At 62.1% G+C, this 19,988-nt stretch carries 15 protein-coding genes; 8 read left to right on the top strand and 7 right to left on the bottom strand.

Annotated elements, in window-relative coordinates; translation table 11 throughout:
- The first annotated feature begins 24 nt into the window (after positions 1–24).
- The gene (locus BLU35_RS01535; protein WP_057251009.1) at positions 25–2,547 is read left to right on the top strand and encodes a methyl-accepting chemotaxis protein; all 2,523 of its coding nucleotides are present in this window, start codon (positions 25–27) and stop codon (positions 2,545–2,547) included.
- Positions 2,548–2,643: 96 nt separating this feature from the next.
- On the opposite strand, the gene BLU35_RS01540 is transcribed toward BLU35_RS01535, so the two are convergent.
- Positions 2,644–2,847 (bottom strand): hypothetical protein, encoded by a 204-nt coding sequence (locus BLU35_RS01540; RefSeq protein ID WP_057251007.1) that lies wholly within the window; start codon positions 2,845–2,847, stop codon positions 2,644–2,646.
- Positions 2,848–2,936: 89 nt separating this feature from the next.
- On the opposite strand from BLU35_RS01540, the gene BLU35_RS01545 reads away from it, so the two are divergent.
- Positions 2,937–3,806 carry a LysR family transcriptional regulator gene (locus BLU35_RS01545; RefSeq protein WP_057251006.1) on the top strand — a complete coding sequence of 290 codons (870 nt, stop codon included), beginning with the start codon at positions 2,937–2,939 and terminating at the stop codon, positions 3,804–3,806.
- 58 nt (positions 3,807–3,864) lie between these two features.
- On the opposite strand, the gene BLU35_RS01550 is transcribed toward BLU35_RS01545, so the two are convergent.
- The 3 genes from BLU35_RS01550 to aceA all read right to left on the bottom strand — a co-directional run bounded on the left by BLU35_RS01550 (position 3,865) and on the right by aceA (position 6,919).
- On the bottom strand, positions 3,865–4,974 hold the full coding sequence (locus tag BLU35_RS01550; RefSeq protein ID WP_057251004.1) for a helix-turn-helix transcriptional regulator: 1,110 nt from the start codon (positions 4,972–4,974) through the stop codon (positions 3,865–3,867).
- Positions 4,975–5,255: 281 nt separating this feature from the next.
- Positions 5,256–5,495 (bottom strand): SMc00767 family acetate metabolism repressor, encoded by a 240-nt coding sequence (locus tag BLU35_RS01555; RefSeq protein ID WP_034800815.1) that lies wholly within the window; start codon positions 5,493–5,495, stop codon positions 5,256–5,258.
- A 134-nt stretch (positions 5,496–5,629) separates the two neighbouring features.
- Positions 5,630–6,919 (bottom strand): isocitrate lyase, encoded by a 1,290-nt coding sequence (gene aceA, locus BLU35_RS01560; protein ID WP_058325404.1) that lies wholly within the window; start codon positions 6,917–6,919, stop codon positions 5,630–5,632.
- 228 nt (positions 6,920–7,147) lie between these two features.
- Between aceA and BLU35_RS01565 the strand changes: the two genes are divergently transcribed.
- Positions 7,148–8,557, top strand: coding sequence for a helix-turn-helix domain-containing protein (locus BLU35_RS01565; protein WP_093231969.1), 1,410 nt, complete (start codon positions 7,148–7,150; stop codon positions 8,555–8,557).
- Here the strand turns inward: BLU35_RS01565 and BLU35_RS01570 are convergent.
- Positions 8,551–9,534, bottom strand: a complete 984-nt coding sequence (locus BLU35_RS01570) for a fatty acid desaturase family protein (RefSeq protein ID WP_093231970.1) — start codon at positions 9,532–9,534, stop codon at positions 8,551–8,553. The two genes, BLU35_RS01565 and BLU35_RS01570, sit on opposite strands and share 7 nt — an antisense overlap.
- A gap of 333 nt (positions 9,535–9,867) precedes the next feature.
- On the opposite strand from BLU35_RS01570, the gene BLU35_RS01575 reads away from it, so the two are divergent.
- The 4 genes from BLU35_RS01575 to BLU35_RS01590 all read left to right on the top strand — a co-directional run bounded on the left by BLU35_RS01575 (position 9,868) and on the right by BLU35_RS01590 (position 13,947).
- On the top strand, positions 9,868–10,962 hold the full coding sequence (locus BLU35_RS01575; RefSeq protein WP_057250997.1) for a polyamine ABC transporter substrate-binding protein: 1,095 nt from the start codon (positions 9,868–9,870) through the stop codon (positions 10,960–10,962).
- A gap of 104 nt (positions 10,963–11,066) precedes the next feature.
- The gene (locus BLU35_RS01580) at positions 11,067–12,209 is read left to right on the top strand and encodes an ABC transporter ATP-binding protein (protein WP_057250995.1); all 1,143 of its coding nucleotides are present in this window, start codon (positions 11,067–11,069) and stop codon (positions 12,207–12,209) included.
- Positions 12,210–12,213: 4 nt separating this feature from the next.
- Complete coding sequence (locus BLU35_RS01585) at positions 12,214–13,125, top strand: ABC transporter permease subunit (RefSeq protein ID WP_057250993.1); 912 nt, start codon at positions 12,214–12,216, stop codon at positions 13,123–13,125.
- Between the two features lie 3 nt (positions 13,126–13,128).
- The gene (locus BLU35_RS01590; protein WP_057250991.1) at positions 13,129–13,947 is read left to right on the top strand and encodes an ABC transporter permease subunit; all 819 of its coding nucleotides are present in this window, start codon (positions 13,129–13,131) and stop codon (positions 13,945–13,947) included.
- An 87-nt stretch (positions 13,948–14,034) separates the two neighbouring features.
- Here the strand turns inward: BLU35_RS01590 and BLU35_RS01595 are convergent, their stop codons facing one another.
- Positions 14,035–15,858: an AsmA family protein gene (locus BLU35_RS01595; protein WP_093232308.1), complete on the bottom strand. Its 1,824-nt coding sequence runs from the start codon at positions 15,856–15,858 to the stop codon at positions 14,035–14,037.
- A gap of 185 nt (positions 15,859–16,043) precedes the next feature.
- On the opposite strand from BLU35_RS01595, the gene BLU35_RS01600 reads away from it, so the two are divergent.
- Entirely contained in the window at positions 16,044–17,996 is a 1,953-nt protein-coding gene (locus tag BLU35_RS01600) for an acetoacetate--CoA ligase (protein ID WP_093231972.1), read from the top strand.
- Between the two features lie 300 nt (positions 17,997–18,296).
- On the opposite strand, the gene BLU35_RS01605 is transcribed toward BLU35_RS01600, so the two are convergent.
- Positions 18,297–19,871 (bottom strand): ABC transporter permease, encoded by a 1,575-nt coding sequence (locus BLU35_RS01605; RefSeq protein WP_286161438.1) that lies wholly within the window; start codon positions 19,869–19,871, stop codon positions 18,297–18,299.
- Positions 19,872–19,988: the final 117 nt, after the last annotated feature.

Genomic DNA, 19,988 nt, shown 5'->3' on the forward strand with positions numbered 1-19,988 from the left:
GAGCTGCGAGCCAAGGTGTTTTCAATGTTCATTGATAGAATTCTTGCCCGTTTCAAGATCCAGACGAAGGTGCTCTTTTTCATCCTGCCCTTCGTCGTCAGCATCTGTGCCGTCGGTATCACCGGTCTCTATGCATCCGGCCTGCTTCAGGGCCGCATGGAGATTTCCAACAGCGTGCTGCAGACATTGAGCGGCTTCAAGGATGTCTATGCGGGCATGAACGCCTTCCTGCATTCGACGACCGAGGAAACCAGGCAAGCCGTCCAGTCGAAGATTTCGGCTCAGAAGGACGTGCTTGCGGCGACGGCCGCGCAGGTCGCCGGCCAGAGCGGTCAGGACGAGTTGACGGCCGCAATCGCCGCGACAAACGACATCGAGGCACGCATTGATGGCCTCTGGAAGCTGCATGTCGGCGAGCAGGAGCTGCGCGCAGCGATGGCGGCAAACCTCGACGCGCTGCTGATCGAGCGCTCCAAGATCAACGAGGAATCGAACCGGCTGCAATACGCCGTGCGGAAGAACGAAAACGCTGCCAAGACCATGTTGCGCGAAGCCGAAAAGCTGATGCGCGCCAGCCGCTTCTTCAACGAATTCGGCACCGAGGTCAGCAAGGCGATCACCGTCGACGACAAGCTCAAGGCCGTCAAGGAACGCTTCCCGATGATCGGCCGCACCGAGCGCGACATCTTCCGTCTGCTGCCGAAGGACGAGAAATCGCTTGCCGAAACGATCACGTCGGCTTCGAGCGAGATCGGTTCGCTGCTGAAGGCGCCGGCCGGCCCGGAGACGCTTGCCGGCATCTCCAAATATGTCGACCGTTTCCGCACTGCGAGCTTCCGCCTGGAGGCGGCATCGGTCGGCAAGATGCGTGACGCGACGCGGATCTTCGCCGAACTCGACGAGCAGATCGTCACGACGGAATCGGTACTGACCGCAACCCGCCGGCTCGCCGCGTCGATCACGGACATTCAGATTTCCGCTGCGACTTTCATGGGGCAGACGAACGAAGAGAACCGCCAGAAGCTGCTCGACAAGTCGCTTGCCGTTCAACAGAACATGGCGACGCTGCGTGGTGTTGCCAGTGACGGCGCTTCCTTCGACAAGATCGCCGATACGCTGATGCCGATCCTGACGGCGATGAAGAAGGATGCCGCAGCGCTCGTCGAAATCACCGTCAAGCGGACCGCCGACTTCGACGCTGCCGGCCAATCGATCGACCAGATCTGGGGCGATCTCACCGGCTTTGCCGAGCAGCAGAAGGTGGCCGCCGGAACAGAACGCCAGGAAGCAAACCAGATCTCGGTGGCCGCAACCGTCGGCGGCGTCGTCATCGCGCTGCTTGCCGGCATTGCGTTGACGCTGACGCTGAAGAAGCCGATCGGTCAGATCACCGCTGCCATGCGGCGCCTCGCCGATGGCCGCCTCGACACGGCGATCGACGGCGACGCCCGTCGTGACGAAATCGGCGACATGGCGCGCGCGCTCGGCGTCTTCAAGGAGAACGCGCTTTCCAAGGTGCGCATCGAGGCCGAGAGCGAAGAGCAGCGTACTCGCGCCGAGATGGAGCGCAGCCGCAACGATCGGGAAAAGCGGGAGCTCGATCGTCAGATCGATCTGGCCGTCAGCGAGCTTGCAGCCGGTCTCGGCCGTCTCGCGCAGGGCGACCTCTCGCGCCAGATCGAGGTTCCGTTCCACGGTCGTCTCGAACAGTTGCGCGAGGACTTCAACGGCTCGCTGATCCGGCTGCAGGACACGCTCTCCCAGATCCGTGCCAATGCGCAGGCGATCCAGGAAAGCGGCTCAAGCATGCATCATGCCGCCGACTCGCTGTCGAAGCGAACGGAAGCCCAGGCGGCATCGCTTGAAGAAACCGCCGCTGCGGTCGACCAGATCACCGTGACCGTTCGCTCTTCGGCCGAGCGTGCCGGCGAAGCCAACCATGCCGTGATCCAGACGAAGCGCAGCGCCGACAGCTCAGCGACCGTCGTCACCAACGCGATCGCCGCCATGGGACGCATCGAGGAGGCCTCGCGCCAGATCGAGCAGATCATCGAGGTGATCGACGACATCGCCTTCCAGACGAACCTGTTGGCGCTGAACGCCGGCATCGAGGCGGCGCGTGCGGGTGAAGCAGGCAAGGGCTTTGCCGTTGTCGCCCAGGAAGTGCGTGAACTGGCGCAGCGTTCGGCAGAGGCCGCGCGCGAGATCAAGGGGCTCATCAACAAGTCGACGAACGAGGTCAATGCCGGTTCGCACCTGGTCAAGGAAACGGGCGAAGTGCTGGCATCGATCAGCGCGCAGATCGTCACCGTCAGCCAGCATGTGGAGATGATCGCGACCGCTAGCCGCGATCAGGCCGTTGCGCTCAACGAGGTCAACGGCTCGGTCAACCAGATGGACCAGATGACACAGCAGAACGCTTCCATGGTCGAGGAAGCCACGGCGACGAGCCGGTCGCTCGCGCACCAGGCCGACACGTTGATGATGCTTGTCGAGCAGTTCCGGCTGGAGCCGCAGGCAGACGACTACAATTACCGGGCCGCCTGAGGCGGCCGGCAATCGAATTCGCTGACTGCGGACGTTCCGCCTTCAGGCGAAGGCACGGCAAACCGGTATCGCCGTGCGACATAACAAGGGCAGGGGCTAACATTGCACCGCGTGGCCGCAGGGCTCCGCGGTGCTCTTTTCTTCAGCGTCAAGGCGCCTCATGCGCCGCTGGGCAATCCTGACGGACAGGGCGTTAAAGAGGCGCCGAAGATATCCCGGCGGCTTCGGATCGAAGTCTTCGTCCCAACGCCGGTTCTTCAAGGCCATGTCGGCGATATAGACCATTGCCATCATTTCCATGGTGATGCTCCTCACTTGGTGGGCATCACGTCTTTTATGCATCCAAAGCAGTTTTACATACACCGGATATCGCGCTATATTTTTCAGTAATGAAAAACCTGGATTGGGATATCTACCGCTGTTTCATGAGCGTGGCGCGCACCGGGGGCCTGACCGGCGCGGCACAGGCGCTCGGTTCGAGCCCGGCCACGGTCGGGCGGCGGATGCTGGAGCTCGAGGAGCGGACGGGCCGCGCCTTATTCCTGCGCAGCCAGACCGGCTATCAGCTCACTGGCGACGGTGAGCTTCTTTTCGAGCAGCTTCAGGAGATGGAGACGGCGGCGCGCCTGGTCGAAAGCTGGCGGCGCGAGGGTGAAGGCGCGACAGTCCGCATCACCGTCGGCACCTGGAATGCCTGGCTTCTTGCCGAGAATTTCCCGGCACTTTGCAGCGAGAGGGATGGTTTCAGCCTGGCGATAACGGTTGGCGAGACACGCGCAAGCCTCGCCTATCGTGAGACCGATATCGGCATCCGTGCTTTCGAGCCCGAGGAAAGCTATCTGGCGGCGAGCCTGATCGGTGACGTCGCCTACGCCGCCTATCGCCAGAAGAACGCAGCGTCAGCTGCCAACAGTCGGTGGGTGGCCGTGGGCGAAGAGGAGGCGATCTCGGCCTATCTTCGCTGGCCTCACCAGCAGGCAGAGGGCAGGATCGTCGCGACGATCACACGGCCGCGTTCGCTCCTGGATCTCGCCCGTGCCGGCGCCGGGTGCGCCGTGCTTCCCTGTTTCGTCGGCGATCTCGATCCGATGCTGGAGCGGGCGGGTGACGAAATCCCGGCGCTCAGGCATCGGCAATGGATCGTGATGAACAACGAGGATCGGCACCGAAAGGAAATCCGCACGGTGGTCGATCGCATGACGAAGCTGTTGCGTAGCCATGCTGACGTCTTTGCCGGAAAACGGCCGCGTCGCGGCTGAGCATGCGCGCGACCGGCCCGCATCCAGAACGACGGGTCGTGGGTTCTGGCGCCTTCGGTCAGCGCATCAGGAGCTTGACCAGGGCGGCCTGAGAATTGACCCGGGTCTTGGAATAGATGCTTTTAAGCTGCGTACGGGTCGTCTCGTAGCTGACGCCGTTGGCATGCGACATTTCCTTCAGCGTCAGGCCGGCAACGACGCCTGACGCGATGCGGATTTCGGCCGGCGTGAGGCCGTAGCTGTCTTTCAGGTGGGTGAGGCGTTGGTCAAAAACCAGCGAGGACGCCGGCTCGACCAGCACCGCGACGGTGGGGCCATCGAGGAGTTCGGTGAAGATACTGGCGCTTCGCCGGACGAGCGTGATCCGAAAGGCGCCATTCTCCGCGGTCCTGACGATGCGAACCTGCGGCTGTGCGGGAGTGCCGACCGGTGAGGCCAGAAGCTCCAGTGCCGCGTTGGCTTCCGGTTCGTCCATGAACAAGCGTCCGCCGATCGTGACGCGAAACGGAGAACCCTTCGCCGCCATGCGTTCGGCGTTGACGTTCATCGAGCGGATGCGAAGATTGTCGCCGACATAAATGACGCCGACGCCGATCGTATCGAGAAGCGTCTGGCCCTCATGCTGCTCGGCCATCATCAAGTCCCGTCGGCGCAGGAAATCGAAGGCGCGTTTCAGATGAGGGGCAAGAAGGGTATATTGATCGGCCGCCTGCCGGTTGAGTTCCTCGTCCGTGGACGATGTACAGGTCGATACGAGCAATGTGCGCGTCGCGCTGCGCACGATGGTGACGCCCACCGTGGTCTCGCAGCCGGTCTGGCCCTTCAGCCAGTCATTGTAGAATTCCGATTTCAGCAAATCCGCGCGCGAGACGATATGCTCGCCGGCGAGACCGCGGCCGACGGGCACGAGGACCGACTTCGGTATCCAGGGATTGATCGCCGCGAAGTGGCTGTTGAACTGGTCGATGGCTTCCGGCGTAAAGCCGGAGACATAGGGCACGCATGACGCCGGCGATGTGAGATCGTGGTAATGGAGCGCCGAGCGCCCGCCGGGCATCGTCGTGGTCAGTCGATCAAGAAAGTCCTGCCAGCTGCAGTCACCAAATGCGGCGCCGTAGATCAACTCCGTCAGTTCGGCCGTATCGGCAGCTCTCGTCGATCGATGCATGCGCACCTCTGCCTAAGGTAGGTTTGGCTAATATAGGCAGGAGCGGGCGGTTCGATCAACCTGAAATAGTGGGTTGCCGGTGATCGTTGCGTCGTGAACGATCACCGCGAGCACGGAAAGGCCGGCATCGCTGCCGGCCTTTCTGATCTTGTGCGCCGAGGTCTCGCGCTACAGTTTCAATGTTGTTCAACTATAAATTGCGCTTCGGACGAAAGATGCGGCGAGCGGACGAAGCGAGACGGATGAAAGCAAAGCCATCGCAAGCGTCATCGCCGCGAGTGTCATGGCCTGCCCTGGGTCACGATGACCGGGATCAGGAGGTCGCCCCAGTTGCCTTCACCACCGTGGTGGCGGGCCGAGCGAACGAGCTCGACCGAAACGCCGGCATCCACGGCCTTCATAACGGACTGGTTGAGGCGGTGCAGGTCGTTGGCGACCATGCGGATCGCTGCCTGCTGGTCCGGGGTCATCGCCGAAGACTGTTCCTCGGCCCGTTCCTTGACGCGTGTCTGGACTGTCATTGGACTTCTCCTTGAGGTTCGAGGCTAGAGTGGGATGCGGAAGAGTGTCTGCGGTTTCCGTCCGTGTCCCGCTCTGATTTATGAGGATCGGCAGGAGCGCAGCGGGCAGGGATTGCCGCGCTCCCGCCGGGCTTTCACTCTGCGGCCGGGCGGAACTGGTCGTGCTCGGTCGATTCCTTCATCGCGGTCGTTGAGGACTGGCCACCGGTAATCGCCATCGAAACGGCGTCGAAATAGCCGGTGCCCACTTCGCGCTGGTGTTTGGTTGCGGTGTAGCCGTTGACCTCGGCTGCGAATTCCGCTTCCTGCAGTTCCGAATAGGCGGCCATCTGTCTCGCCTTGTAGCCGCGCGCCAGTTCGAACATGCCGAAGTTCAGCTGGTGGAAGCCGGCAAGCGTGATGAACTGGAACTTGTAGCCCATCGCGCCCAGCTCGCGCTGGAACTTGGCGATCGTCGCGTCGTCGAGGTTCTTCTTCCAGTTGAACGACGGCGAGCAGTTGTAGGCGAGCAGCTTGCCCGGATGCGCCTTGTGTACGCCTTCGGCGAACTTGCGGGCCTGCTCCAGATCTGGCTTGGAGGTCTCGCACCAGATGAGGTCGCAATGCGGTGCATAGGCGATGGCCCGGGCGATGCAGGGCTCCAGCCCGTTCTTCACCTGGTAGAAGCCTTCGACCGTGCGCCCGGCGTCATAGTCGACGAAAGGACGGTCGCGCTCGTCAATATCGGAAGTGAGCAGCTTTGCCGCTTCCGCATCCGTACGGGCGATGACCAGCGTCGCCGTGCCCATGACGTCGGCGGCAAGCCTTGCTGCGTTCAGGTTGCGGATATGGGCGGCCGTCGGGATCAGAACCTTGCCGCCGAGGTGGCCGCACTTCTTTTCAGACGCGAGCTGGTCTTCGTAGTGCACGCCGGCAGCACCTGCCTCGATGAACGCCTTCATGATCTCGAAGGCATTGAGCGGGCCGCCGAAGCCGGCTTCGGCATCGGCGACGATCGGCGCGAACCAGGTGTCGACCGAAAGGCCCTTGCCTTCCGACGTTTCGATCTGGTCGGCGCGCTGCAGCGTGCGGTTGATGCGCTTTGCGAGCTCGGGCGCCGCATTGGCCGGATAGAGCGACTGGTCCGGATACATTGCCGAAGCGGTGTTGGCGTCGGCAGCAACCTGCCAGCCGGAGAGATAGATCGCCTTCAGGCCGGCGCGGACCATCTGCATGGCCTGGTTGCCGGAGAGCGCTCCAAGCGCGTTGACGAAGTCATCCTCGTGAATGAGTTTCCACAAGCGGTTCGCGCCCATTTCGGCCAGCGAATAGCGGATTTCGACCGACCCGCGCAGCCGCTTTACGGTCTCGGCGGTATAGGGGCGTTCGACGCCATCGAAGCGGCCTTGCGGTGCGCTCGGAACCAGCTTGTAAAAATCAGTCATTACATCCTCCTGTCAAAATCGGACATCCATTCGACTTTCGTCGCGCGGCGCTTTGTGTTTCGAGTTCATGTGACAGCTTTTACATTGCGCTGCGATATTCGGCTATTGGAAACAATGAAATGGCGCGCTCAAAAGGGTTATCTTGTCTTGCCTTTGACAGAAGCGCGAAGTAAATTTGTAAAAAATGTAAATCGTCGCGTTCGTTGCAGATTGTAAAGGTAGTTACAAATGGCCGAGAACAAGATCTTCGCCGGTCCGCGGGTCAGGCGTATTCGCAACGGTCTCTCGCTGACGCAGACGGCCATGGCCGAGGCCCTCGGCATCTCGCCGTCCTACCTCAATCTGATCGAGCGCAATCAGCGGCCGTTGACTGTTCAGCTGCTTTTGAAACTCGCGTCGGTCTACAAGGTCGATCTCGACGAACTGCAGGGAGAAACCGGTGGCAGCCTCACGCAATTGCGCGAGGTTTTTGCCGATCCGCTGTTGTCAGCCGAACTGCCCGGAGAGCAGGAGCTGATCGAGGTGGCGGAAGCCGCCCCCAATGCCGCCGGCGGTGTCGTCAAGCTCTATCGCGCCTATCGCGAGCAGGCGGCGCGCCTGAAGGACCTCGCCGACCTGCTGGCGGGGCAGGGGCATATGGAGGCGCTTTCGGGCACGCGGCTGCCGATGGACGAGGTGCGCGAGACCTTCGAGGCTCGGCCCAATCATTTTGCTGCAATCGAGGCAGCGGCGGAAGCCTTTCATGAGGCGCTGTCGCCAGGCGATGATCTCGTGGGTGCTCTCAGGAACTGGCTGAAGAAGGAGCATGGCCTGGTGGTGCGCAGCCTGCCGGTGCATGCCATGCCCAATCTGCGCCGCCGTTTCGACCGGCATTCCATGCGCCTCTTCATCTCCGAGCGGCTATCGCCCTATGACCAGCTCCGCGAGATCGCCATGGAGGCCGTATCGATCGCCTGCCATGAGGCGATCATCGCCGAACTCGAGCCTTTGCGTTTCTCGACGGCGGAGGCGCGCCGCATCGCCCGTTTCGAGCTTGCGCGCTATGGCGCGCATGCGCTGATGATGCCCTATGCCGCCTTCCTCGCCGCCGCGCAGCGCGCGAAGTATGATGTCGACGTGCTGCGTGCGCGCTTTCAGGTCTCCTTCGAGCAGGCCGCCAATCGGCTGACCATGCTGCAGCGGCCGGGCGCACAAGGCGTGCCCTTCTTTCTGATGGAGATCGACAATGCCGGCCACCGCTTGCGGCGGGCCGGCGCTTCAGGCTTCCCGCAGGCGAAATTCGGCGGCGGCTGTCCGAAGCTCAATATCCATGCCGCCTTCTCGGTGCCGGGGCAGGTTCTGGTCGATCGTGTCGAAATGCCCGATGGCGCTGCGTTTCTGACGGTGGCGCGCACGCTGGATGGCCCGCAGGCGGCGTTTCAGGAGCGGGTTCGGCGCACGGCCTTACTCCTCGGTTGCGAAGCGTCCTTCGCTGATGAGGTGGTCTACGGTGCGGGGATGCCGCCGGCGGTCGCGATTGGTGCCGCCTGCCGGCTCTGTGAACGGCAGGGCTGTCTGGCACGCGCCGAGCCGCCGGTCACGCGGCCGCTGGGGCTCGATGAGATGGCGACCGGGCTCAGCGTTTTCGATTTTCAATAGCTGACGGGATGCTGGTTCGGCAGCAGCGGTGCATCCGGCGCGAAGCATTCCGCCGGAAGGCCCGTCGTATAGCCGCGGGTGATATGCGCCTTGTCCGCATAGGCCTTGTTGCGCATCAGGATCGCGTGCAACTCGGGCAGGTTGTAGAACGGCACGCCCGGATAGAGGTGGTGCTCGAGGTGATAGTTGATGTTGTGGGGGGCGAAGAACAGCTTCTCCCAGGCATGCGGATAGACCGTGCGTGAACTCGTGAGTTCGTCGCTATAGTCCATGCTGCCAAAGTGCTCGGCGACGCTGCGTATATAAAGGAACAGGCAGAAGAAAGTGAGGAACGGCACCACCCAGTAGAGCGCCACTTCCCGCCAGATGCCGAGCAGCGTGAAGATCGCCGCGGCGGCCACATAGAAGCCGATGCGCAGCAGCTTGTATTGAAGCGTCGAGCGGTCGTTCTTTCCCATGCGTTTGGCCATGTGCAGCATGTCGCGCAGCGAATTGACCGCAACGAGGTAGCCAAGCAACTGTGTTATGCCGCGAGCAAGCTTCTGCGGGAAGGTGAATTGCGGCATGCCGAGCTTCGCCGTCCAGTCCGGATCCTCGTCGGTATTGGCATGCTGGTGGTGCGCGAGATGGTTCTGGCGATAGCCGTCGACGGTGGCAAGCACCGGCCAGGCGAGCAACAGGTCGCTCATCCAGTCGCTGAGTTTTCTGTTGCGGACGATGCGGTAATGCGCGGCCTCGTGGATCATGCAGCCGTGTGCATGCATGCGTCCGGCGATCAGCACAACGGCGAGCAGATAGACCAGCGGATTGCTGGCATATTCGCTGACGGCGATCGCCGCTGCGATCATCACCCAATCGAAAGCGATTGCGCCCAGCGCCTTGTGCGGCTCGAGCACGGAAAGGCTTTTCAGTTCCTTCGGGTCGATCCTGCGGCTTCGTCCGCCTGTGGCCTTCTCGCCAACGATCTTCTCGCCCATCGCAATACCCAAGCCTTGATGCACAACCGGCCGGAAAATCGCACGGCGATCATGGTTAATCAATTGTAAACGTCGGTCCGTACATGTCGAGCATCGACATGGTTAACTGCGGCGAGCGGTGACGCCCGGTTTAAGCAGCCGCCCGGCGGCTTGCCATAAGTGCCCGATTTTCCTTGGCTTGTGAAAAACACCGACCGATGCGGCGGCGCCTTTTGTTGGCACGAAAGCGCTTGAGGTTATCGAGAAACATGCCTAACCTCCGGCCTGAGCGAAGCGGATTGGACGGTGTCCCGGCATGCCGGGCCCGATACGAAAAATCAAAAGGGGAGTTGTATGTCCAAGCTCATCGTCACAACCCTGGCGGCAGCCGTACTGGCCGGTTCGACCATGCTGGCCTCGGCGCAGGAGCGCGTGGTCAACGTCTACAACTGGTCGGATTACATCGACAGCAGCATTCTGGAAGACTTCACCAAGGAGACCGGTATCAAGGTCGTCTATGACGTCTTCGATTCCAACGAGATCCTGGAGACGAAGCTGCTCGCGGGCGGTTCGGGTTACGACGTGGTCGTGCCGACGGCAACCTTCCTGCAGCGGCAGATCGCCGCCGGCGTGTTCCAGAAGCTCGACAAGTCGAAGCTGCCGAACCTTTCCAATATGTGGGACGTGATCATGGAGCGTACGGCGAAGTACGATCCGGGCAACGAATACGCCGTCGACTACATGTGGGGCACCACCGGCATCGGCTACAATGTCGACAAGATGAAGGCGATCCTGGGCACGGACGAGAAGCCCAACTGGGACGTGATCTTCAAGCCGGAACTGGCGGCGAAGTTCAAGGATTGCGGCATCCACATCCTCGATTCCCCGACCGACGTCATGCCGTCGGCGCTTGCCTATCTCGGCCTCAATCCGGATAGCCACGATGCTGCCGATCTGGAAAAGGCGGCCGAACTCCTGGCAAGCATCCGTCCCAACGTGCGCAAGTTCCATTCCTCGGAATACATCAACGCGCTCGCCAACGGCGACATCTGCCTTGCGGTCGGTTTCTCCGGCGACGTCTTCCAGGCCCGTGACCGCGCGGCCGAAGCGAAGGCCGGCGTGACCGTCGACTATGCGATCCCGTCGCAGGGTGCGCAGATGTGGTTCGACATGTTCGCGATCCCTGCCGATGCGCAGCACGTCGAGGAAGCCCATGCCTTCCTCAACTACATGATGAAGCCGGAAGTCGTCGCCAAGGCATCGAACTACGTCTTCTACGCCAACGGCAACAAGGCCTCGCAGCAGTTCCTCGACAAGGCCGTTCTGGAAGATACCGCCATCTATCCGTCGGAAGAGGTGATGCAGAAACTGTTCACGGTGACGCCCTTCGAGGCGAAGGAACAGAGGGTATTGACCCGACTCTGGACAAAGGTCGTAACCGGCCAGTAAGAGCGGAAAACGAATTGCCCGGACCTCAAAATCCGGGCAATTTTCTTAATGGGCGCCGGGGAAAACAAGAGCGCCCAATCGGCTGTATCATTCGGGGATAGATGATGAAGTCTCTCGGCAGTATTCGGCGGTCCTTTGCCCCCTGGGCGGATCCCGCTTCCAAGCCATTCATTTCCGTCAAGAACGTGACAAAGCGGTTCGGCGATTTCACCGCCGTCGACGACCTTTCGCTTGATATCTACACACGCGAGTTCTTTGCGCTCCTCGGCGCGTCGGGCTGCGGGAAGTCGACGCTCCTGCGCATGCTTGCCGGCTTCGAGCAGCCGACGTCGGGTGAGATCATTCTCGACGGGCAGAGCCTCGCCGGCATCCCGCCCTACCGGCGGCCGGTCAACATGATGTTCCAGTCCTACGCGCTCTTTCCGCACATGACGGTCGAGAACAACATCGCCTTCGGCCTCAAGCAGGACGGCATGCCGAAAGCGGATATCGCTGCGCGCGTCGCGCAGATGCTGAAGCTGGTGAAGCTCGAAAAGTTTTCCCAGCGCAAGCCGCACCAGCTTTCCGGCGGCCAGCGTCAGCGCGTCGCGCTCGCCCGCTCGCTTGCCAAGCGGCCGAAGGTGCTGCTCCTCGACGAGCCGCTCGGCGCGCTCGACAAGAAGCTGCGCGAGGAAACCCAGTTCGAACTGATGGACCTGCAGCAGGAACTCGGCCTCACCTTCGTCGTCGTGACGCACGACCAGGAGGAGGCGATGACCATGGCCGACCGCATCGCGGTCATGAGCCACGGCAAGGTCATCCAGGTCGCGACCCCGGCCGAGATCTATGAGGCGCCGAATTCCCGTTTCGTCGCGGACTTCATCGGCGACGTCAACATTTTCGAGGGAGCGGTCGGCGGGGCTGACGGCGGCTACGTGCGCCTTGAAGGCACCAACGGCTTCCCCATCCGCATGGCGTCGCCCGAAAGACCGGCTACAGGCGGCAAGTCCGCCGTCGCCGTCCGCCCGGAAAAGATCCGTGTCAGCCGCCAGCCGCCGGCACACGCGCCCGTCAACGCCGTCCAGGGGGAGATCTGGGATATCGGCTATCTCGGCGACATGACCGTCTTCCACGTGCGCCTGAAGGACGGACGCGTGATCAAGGCGTCGTCGCTGAATGCGGTGCGCGCGGTTGAGGATCCGCTCGGTTACGACCAGGAGGTCTGGATTTCCTTCGGCGAAGACGCCGGCGTCGTTCTGAAGGATTGAGACCATGACACGCGTCGCATCCGCTCTCTTCAGCCGCCTCGTCATCATCATCCCCTATGCCTGGCTGCTGTTTTTCTTCCTTATCCCCTTCTTCATCGTCTTCCGCATTTCGCTGTCGCAGACGGCAGTGGCGATGCCGCCCTATACGCCGGTCTTCGATCTCTTTGGTGGCCTGTCCGGAATCCTGGAAAAGGCGCGGGAGTTCTCGTTCGACAACTATGTCTGGCTGACGGAAGACGTCCTCTACTTCAACGCCTATGTATCGAGCGTCATCATCGCGGCGGTTTCGACTGTCCTGACGCTGCTAATCGCCTATCCGGTCGCCTACGGCATGGCGAAGGCACCGAAGACCATTCGGCCGACGCTCTTGATGCTGGTGATCCTGCCGTTCTGGACGAGCTTCCTGATCCGCGTCTACGCCTGGATCGCGATCCTGAAGCCCGAGGGTCTGCTCAATCAGTTCCTGATGAGCATCAACGTCATCGACCAGCCGTTGATCATCCTCAACACCAACTGGGCGATCTATATCGGCATCGTCTATTCCTATCTGCCCTTCATGGTGCTGCCGATCTATTCGTCGCTCGAGAAGATGGACCACACGCTGACCGAAGCGGCACTCGACCTCGGCTGCACGCCGTTTACGGCCTTCTGGCGCGTGACCTTCCCGCTCTCGCTCGCGGGCGTCGTCGCCGGCTGCCTGCTCGTCTTCATCCCGGCCGTCGGCGAATTCGTTATCCCCGACCTGCTCGGCGGCTCGGAAACGCTGATGATCGGCAAGACCCTCTGGAACGAGTTCAACGCCAACCGCGACTGGCCGGTATCCTCGGCAGTGGCGACGATTCTGCTTCTGATCCTGGTGCTGCCGATCGTCTATTTCCAGAACGCGCAGGCCAAAGCTGACAGCGAGGGGAAGTAGGAGATGGGCACCTGGTCTCGCTTCAACATCGCCTCGATCGTGCTCGGCTTCGGCTTCCTCTACCTGCCGATCGTGCTTCTGGTGATCTTCTCGTTCAACGAGTCGAAGCTCGTCACGGTCTGGGCGGGCTTTTCGACCAAATGGTACACGCAGCTCTGGCACAATCAGGCGCTGCTCGATGCCGCCTGGGTGACGATCCGCGTCGCGCTGATCTCGGCGACCTGTGCAACGGTGCTCGGGACGCTGGCGGCGCTGGCGCTCGTTCGCTACACGCGTTTTCGCGGCCGCATGCTGTTTTCCGGCATGGTCTATGCGCCGCTCGTCATGCCCGAGGTGATCACCGGTCTGTCGCTCCTGCTGCTCTTCGTCGCCATCGGCCTTGACCGCGGCTTCTGGACGATCACGCTGGCGCATATCACCTTCACCATGTGCTTCGTCGCCGTGGTCGTGCAGTCGCGGCTCTTAAGCTTCGACCAGTCGATCGAAGAGGCAGCGCTCGATCTCGGCGCCACGCCGGTCCGCACCTTCTTTGCGATCACGCTGCCGGTTATTGCGCCGGCAGTGTTTTCCGGCTGGGTGCTGGCCTTCACGCTGTCGCTGGATGATCTGGTGATTTCGAGCTTCACGACGGGACCGGGCGCCACGACGCTGCCGATGAAGATCTACAGCCAGGTGCGGCTCGGGGTGACGCCGGAAATCAATGCGATCTGCACCATTCTCATCGGCATTGTCGCAATCGGGGTCGTCGTTGCCTCCATCGTCACCAAGCAGCGTGAGGCACAGCGCGAGCGCGACGAGCGGGCCGCCTTTGCGCAATCCTGAGCGGGAGCTGCTCCGCGCTTGGGCGTGAACCGGCTTTGTCCGTTGTGAACAGCAACCAGCGGCCGGCGTCCGTGACGCCGGCCGTTTTCAGTTGGGTTCGCCGAGGACCGACAGGGGCGAGATCACCGCATTCGGCCAGGACCCGCCGACGAAGAAGCGCAGCCTTTGTCCGGCATTGAGTGTGTCGATGAACGTGCCGGCGAGTGCCAGGCTGCCGGTGCGATAGGGAATGACGCCATTGACCGAGAGGCTGCCGGTTTTGCCGGTGAAAAGCGCCTGGTTCAGCCGCGCCGACCCCTGGCCGAAACTGGCTTCGATGTCGGCCGTCTGGAAAGCGAAGCTGCCATCGCTCGCCTGAGCCAGCGAGAAGAACTCTCCCGCCCTGACCAGGTCCGCGAAGGCGTTTGCGTCGAAACTGGAGAGGGTGCCGTTGGCGAGCGAGAGCCTGATGCGGCCCGAAGCCTCGGCCGCCTGCTCAGTCCAGAACGGATGCTCGGTCACCAGGTCGAAGTTGACGTTGCCGCGGCCGGACGGGATCGGGCCGGTAAACCCGAAGTCCGCGAGCGCTGCGGCGAGGTCGGCATTTTTCAGGACAAGTTCGAGTTTGCCGCCCTTTGCCAACCCCGCTTCCGAGACTGCGATCCGGCCACTGAGCCGGCCATTGGCATAGGTGCTGTCGGCGATGTCGATGGAAGCGCGCCCATGGTCGATGATGATGCCGGCCGCCACATCCACAAGCCGCAGCGGGCCGACCAATGCCTCCTGCGCCGACAGGCGGACATCGGCACGCCAGGTCCGCGCGAAAGCGTCACCGAGCTGCTTGGCGATGTCGTCAGGCTCCACCGGCAATTGATCGATGAGGGGTTGCAAACCGTTGAGGCCGATGCGGTCGAAGGCGAGCGTGCCCTCAATACGGGGCGTATCGTTGGCTGGCGTGGAGACGTCGAGAACACCGGTCGCGTTGGCGCCGCCCAGAGCAAACTGCAGATCGTCGAGCTTCAGGGAGCTATCACCTGTCGTGACATTGGCGCTGAGGTTGAAACTGCTGTCGGGCAGGGCACGCTCGGCTTTGCCCTCGAACCAGGCCGCCAGCGTTTGCAGGGATGCGGTCGAAAGCTGGAGCCGGCCCGAACTGATCGGTGTTTGTGAGAGACTGCCGACGCCTTCGAAAGAGAGGTTCAATGGCGTTGAGGTCAGCGATGTCCTGAGCGTCGTATCGCGGCCGGCAAGAAGCGCCAGCGGTTCGTTGCAGTCGAGCGTCCAGGTTACCAGCTGTCCACCAATGCTGCCCGAGAACTGGGCGCCCAGAGGCTCGGAGAAGGACGGCCACTTGACCGTTCCGGAGATGCCGGAAAATTCACGGGTCTGATTGGTAATGAGATCGATGACCTGCAGGCGTCCGTTTTCGACCGTGACGTCACCGAAGGGCGTATCGTCGCCGGAGGTCGATCGCTCCGGCACAGTCAACCAGTGTGGACGTTGCCAGTTGAGCGTGCCATCCGTCCGCCTTTCCAGCGTGACGACCGGCTCGATCAAGCGGATGTCCTCGAGGTCCGGGTCGCCATCGATGGCTGAAAGCAGGCTGAAGGACGCGGTTATGCTGCCAATATGCACGAGCTTGCGCGATGTGCCATCTGCCGTCTCGATCGTCGCGGAGCGCAGCGTGAGGGTCGGTTCCGGCCAGAAGCGGATCTCGGGATTGCCTGTTATCCGGCTTTTCCCACCTGACCAGGCGTCGAGCATGTGCTCCACCGTCGGGCGCACGTCGGCGGTCGAAATCAGCAGAGGCAGTGCGGCATTGTAGGCGACAGCAAGCCCCACTCCGATCGCTGCGGCCCACAGGAAGTGGTGACGGCTGAGCCGCGACCGCAGGCGTGCGTCGCGCATCTTATGCAGGAAATTCCGTGTCATGTCTGCCCGGTCGCCATCGCTTGGATCTCGCATGTTGGATAGGCCTTCGGTCTTCAGAAATCAAATGCGACGGACAGGAAACAGACAGGTAAATGTCGCCGGCGCGATGCCGAGACGACTGCAGGTACTGTTTATTTTGCGATGCAGCATGGTATAGAGAGCATGGAGTAGGAGTGGAGGAAAGCATGCAAGCAGAGCAGCCATTGTGGGTTCCGAGTCCAGAGATCCGTGCGCATAGCCCAATGGCTGAATTCATCGCCTGGTGCAGCGAACGCTTCGGCAGAACCTTTGCGGATTATGACGCGTTCCATGCATGGTCGGTGGCCGAGCGTGGTGACTTCTGGACCGCAGTCTGGGAGCATTGCAACGTCGTCGGGGAGCGTGGCGCGACTGCCCTCGTCAATGGCGACCGGATGCTCGATGCCCGTTTCTTCCCCGAAGCGAAACTGAACTTCGCGGAGAACCTGCTTCGCGAAACCGGCGATGGCGATGCGCTTGTCTTCCGCGGTGAGGACAAGGTCGACTACCGCCTGTCGTGGAATGATCTGCGTGCTTTGGTGTCGCGACTACAGCAGGCGCTGAAAGCGCAGGGCATCGGCCCGGGCGATCGCGTCGCGGCGATGATGCCGAACATGCCGGAAACCATCGCGCTGATGTTGGCGACCGCCTCGATCGGGGCGATCTGGTCGTCCTGCTCTCCCGATTTCGGCGAGCAGGGCGTTCTCGATCGGTTCGGCCAGATCGCGCCGAAGCTGTTCATCGCCTGCGACGGCTACTGGTATAACGGCAAGCGCCAGGACGTCGACGCGAAGGTGCGCGCGGTCTCCGCGAGCCTTGCAGTGCCGGCGCTGATCATACCCTATGCCGGCGACAGCGCAGCGCTTGCGGCCTCGATCGCGGGCGGCAAGACTCTCGGAGATTTCATCGCGCCGTTCGAGGCGAAGACGCTGACGTTCGAACGGCTTCCGTTCAGCCATCCGCTCTATGTGCTGTTTTCGTCGGGCACGACGGGTGTTCCGAAGTGCATCGTTCATTCGGCCGGCGGCACCTTGCTGCAGCACCTGAAGGAGCACCGATTCCATTGCGGCCTGCGCCGCGGCGAAAACCTCTTCTACTTCACCACCTGCGGCTGGATGATGTGGAACTGGCTGGTCTCGGGCCTGGCGGTCGGCGCCACGCTTTGCCTCTTCGACGGCTCGCCCTTCTATCCCGACGGCAACGTGCTCTTCGACTATGCCGCCGCCGAGAAGTTCGCCGTGTTCGGCACCTCGGCCAAGTACATCGATGCGGTCCGCAAGGGCGGCTTCGTGCCGGCCAAGACCCATGATCTCTCCACCCTGAGGCTGCTCACCTCCACCGGTTCGCCCTTGTCGCCGGAAGGCTTCTCCTTCGTCTACGAAGGCATCAAGTCGGACGTCCAGCTCGCCTCGATCTCCGGCGGCACCGATATCGTCTCCTGTTTCGTGCTCGGCAATCCCTTGAAGCCGGTCTGGCGCGGCGAGATTCAGGGGCCCGGCCTCGGATTGGCGGTCGACGTTTGGAACGACGAGGGGCAATCCGTGCGCGGTGAAAAGGGCGAGCTCGTCTGCACCAAGGCGTTCCCGTCGATGCCGGTGATGTTCTGGAACGACCCGGAGGGTGCCAAGTATCGCGCCGCCTATTTCGAGCGCTTCGACAATATCTGGTGCCATGGCGACTTTGCCGAATGGACCGAACATGGCGGCATCGTCATTCACGGCCGCTCCGACGCGACTTTGAACCCCGGCGGCGTGCGCATCGGCACTGCGGAGATCTACAATCAGGTCGAGCAGATGGAGGAGGTCGCAGAAGCCCTCTGCATCGGGCAGGATTGGGAAGACGACGTACGCGTCGTTCTCTTCGTTCGCCTCGCATCTGGTATCGCGCTCACCGACGATCTGACCAAGGCGATCAAGAACCGCATCCGCATCGGCGCGTCGCCGCGCCACGTGCCGGCGAAGGTGATCGCGGTCGCCGACATCCCCCGCACCAAGTCGGGCAAGATCGTCGAGCTTGCCGTTCGTGACGTCGTGCACGGCCGTCCGGTGAAGAACAAGGAGGCGCTCGCCAACCCCGAGGCGCTCGACCTTTTTGCCGGGCTCGAGGCCCTTAAAAATTGAGGGCGCGTTAACTTGTTGGCGCTCCCCGAATTAACCACGCCTTCAGACTTGCTGAAAAATCACTAAAATTGCGGAGCCGCCTGGTAAGGTCTTGTTAAGAATTGGGGGCGCATGGTCATGTCAACTTGAGGCCGGTCGATGTAAGTCGGCGCTCGGCAGCGATGCCGCCGCAGACATGATGTCATCCCTTCTCGAGCACTTGTTGGTTTAGCATTCGATTATCGAGGTGGCCTCCCAGCCACCTTTTTTTTATGCCGTTGCTGCCGTCAGAAACTCGCAGGGCGGGCTTCCCGATACCTATCAGGATCGGCCTTCGAGAGACCGCGACACGGCAATGACCGGGATCATGCCGGCGATGACGATGATCATGGCGGCGACCGAAGCATCCTCCACCTTCGCCTGCGAGGCGTCCTCGTAGACGAGGGTGGCGAGCGTGTTGAAGTTGAAGGGCCGCAGCATGATCGTGGCGGAAAGCTCCTTCATCGTTTCGATGAAGACGAGCAGGGCTGCAGTCAGAACGGCTGGGCGCATCATCGGCAGCAACACGGTGCGCAGGGTCTGTCCGCCAGTGCGCCCGAGCGCGCGCGCGGCCATGTCGAGATGCGGAGAGAGCTTCTGGAAGCCGGCTTCGAGCGTGCCTTCCGCCATGGTGAGGAAACGCACGCTGCAGGCATAGATGATCGCAAAGCCGGTGCCGGTCATCATCAGGCCGGTGGAGATGCCGAAGGTTTCCCGCATGCCGGCGTCGACCGCATTGTCGAGAGCAGCCAGCGGAAAGAGCACGCCGATCGCCAGCACCGTGCCGGGCACACCGTAGCCGAAGGAGGCGAGCCGGCCGGCCGTGTCGGAGACGCGGGAGTGCCCGGTGCGCGCCGCATAGGCCAGCACGAAGCCGAGCAGCACCGTGGCCATCGCCGTCGCGCCCGAAACCAGGATGCTGTGGAAGAGAGCATTCAGAAGGCGAGGCTCCACGAACTGGTCGATCCGCTTCAGGGCGAAATTGCCGAGGACGAAAAACGGCACGGCGAAACCCGAGAGGACGGGCAGCAGGCAGGCGAACATTGCCGCCCATTTCTTCCAGCCGGTCAACGACAGCCGGACGGCGTCGTGGACGGCTGAGGTCGTCTTCTGGCTGGAAAAACGCTGGCGACGGCGTGCGGCCCGTTCAATCATCATCAGGCCGATGACGAAGACCAGCATGATGCAGGCGATCTGGGCGGCGCCCGCAAGACTACCGCGGTTCAGCCAGGTATCGAAGATCGAGAAGGTCAGCGTCTGCACGCCGAGGAATTCGACGGCACCGATATCGTTCAAGGTCTCCATCGCCACCAGCGTCAGACCGATCATGATCGCCGGGCGAGCCATCGGGATCTGGATGCGGAAGAACACTTTCAGCGGACCAGCGCCGAGCGTGCGCGCGACGTCCGCAGCCGCCCGTCCCTGCATCAGGAACATCGAGCGGCAGGCGAGGTAGATGTAAGGATAGAGCACCGAGCTCAGCACTAGCACCGCGCCGCCGAGCGAGCGGATATCCGGAAACCAATAGTCGCGGCTCGTCTTGAAGCCGAAGATCAAGCGGATCAGGCTCTGCACCGGCCCAGTGAAGGTGAAGAGCTCACCGAAGGCATAGGCCGCAAGATAGGCGGGGATGGCGAGCGGCAGCACCAGGGCGGCGGAGAGAAATCGGCGAAGCGGAAACTCGCAGCTTGCCACCAGCCAGGCGGTCAGGATGCCGATGATTGCCGTGGTGGCACCGGTCAGCGAAACGAGGAGCAGCGTTCGCCCGGTCGCGCGCGGAATGACGTTTTCCATGAGATGCGGCCAGTTGTCGCCCCCGCCCGAAACGGCGAGCCATGCGATCGCGATGATCGGCATCAGCACGATCACCGACGTCAGGCCGGCCCAGGTCGCCAGGAGAGGATGGGAAAGACCGGTTCCTGCACGTGCAAGACGCCGCTTTGTTCTCTGAGTGATGGACTGCAATCGATCGAT

It is taken from the genome of Sinorhizobium sp. NFACC03 (assembly GCF_900103435.1).
Lineage (GTDB): Bacteria > Pseudomonadota > Alphaproteobacteria > Rhizobiales > Rhizobiaceae > Ensifer.

Excerpts from the sequence above, each read along its gene's own strand:
- BLU35_RS01535 (WP_057251009.1), top strand. The coding sequence starts at position 25 with ATGTTCATTGATAGAATTCTTGCCCGTTTCAAGATCCAGACGAAGGTG.
- BLU35_RS01540 (WP_057251007.1), bottom strand. The coding sequence starts at position 2,847 with ATGGAAATGATGGCAATGGTCTATATCGCCGACATGGCCTTGAAGAAC.
- BLU35_RS01545 (WP_057251006.1), top strand. The coding sequence starts at position 2,937 with ATGAAAAACCTGGATTGGGATATCTACCGCTGTTTCATGAGCGTGGCG.
- BLU35_RS01550 (WP_057251004.1), bottom strand. The coding sequence starts at position 4,974 with ATGCATCGATCGACGAGAGCTGCCGATACGGCCGAACTGACGGAGTTG.
- BLU35_RS01555 (WP_034800815.1), bottom strand. The coding sequence starts at position 5,495 with ATGACAGTCCAGACACGCGTCAAGGAACGGGCCGAGGAACAGTCTTCG.
- aceA (WP_058325404.1), bottom strand. The coding sequence starts at position 6,919 with ATGACTGATTTTTACAAGCTGGTTCCGAGCGCACCGCAAGGCCGCTTC.
- BLU35_RS01565 (WP_093231969.1), top strand. The coding sequence starts at position 7,148 with ATGGCCGAGAACAAGATCTTCGCCGGTCCGCGGGTCAGGCGTATTCGC.
- BLU35_RS01570 (WP_093231970.1), bottom strand. The coding sequence starts at position 9,534 with ATGGGCGAGAAGATCGTTGGCGAGAAGGCCACAGGCGGACGAAGCCGC.
- BLU35_RS01575 (WP_057250997.1), top strand. The coding sequence starts at position 9,868 with ATGTCCAAGCTCATCGTCACAACCCTGGCGGCAGCCGTACTGGCCGGT.
- BLU35_RS01580 (WP_057250995.1), top strand. The coding sequence starts at position 11,067 with ATGAAGTCTCTCGGCAGTATTCGGCGGTCCTTTGCCCCCTGGGCGGAT.
- BLU35_RS01585 (WP_057250993.1), top strand. The coding sequence starts at position 12,214 with ATGACACGCGTCGCATCCGCTCTCTTCAGCCGCCTCGTCATCATCATC.
- BLU35_RS01590 (WP_057250991.1), top strand. The coding sequence starts at position 13,129 with ATGGGCACCTGGTCTCGCTTCAACATCGCCTCGATCGTGCTCGGCTTC.
- BLU35_RS01595 (WP_093232308.1), bottom strand. The coding sequence starts at position 15,858 with ATGACACGGAATTTCCTGCATAAGATGCGCGACGCACGCCTGCGGTCG.
- BLU35_RS01600 (WP_093231972.1), top strand. The coding sequence starts at position 16,044 with ATGCAAGCAGAGCAGCCATTGTGGGTTCCGAGTCCAGAGATCCGTGCG.
- BLU35_RS01605 (WP_286161438.1), bottom strand. The coding sequence starts at position 19,871 with ATGCCGATCATCGCGATCGCATGGCTCGCCGTTTCGGGCGGGGGCGAC.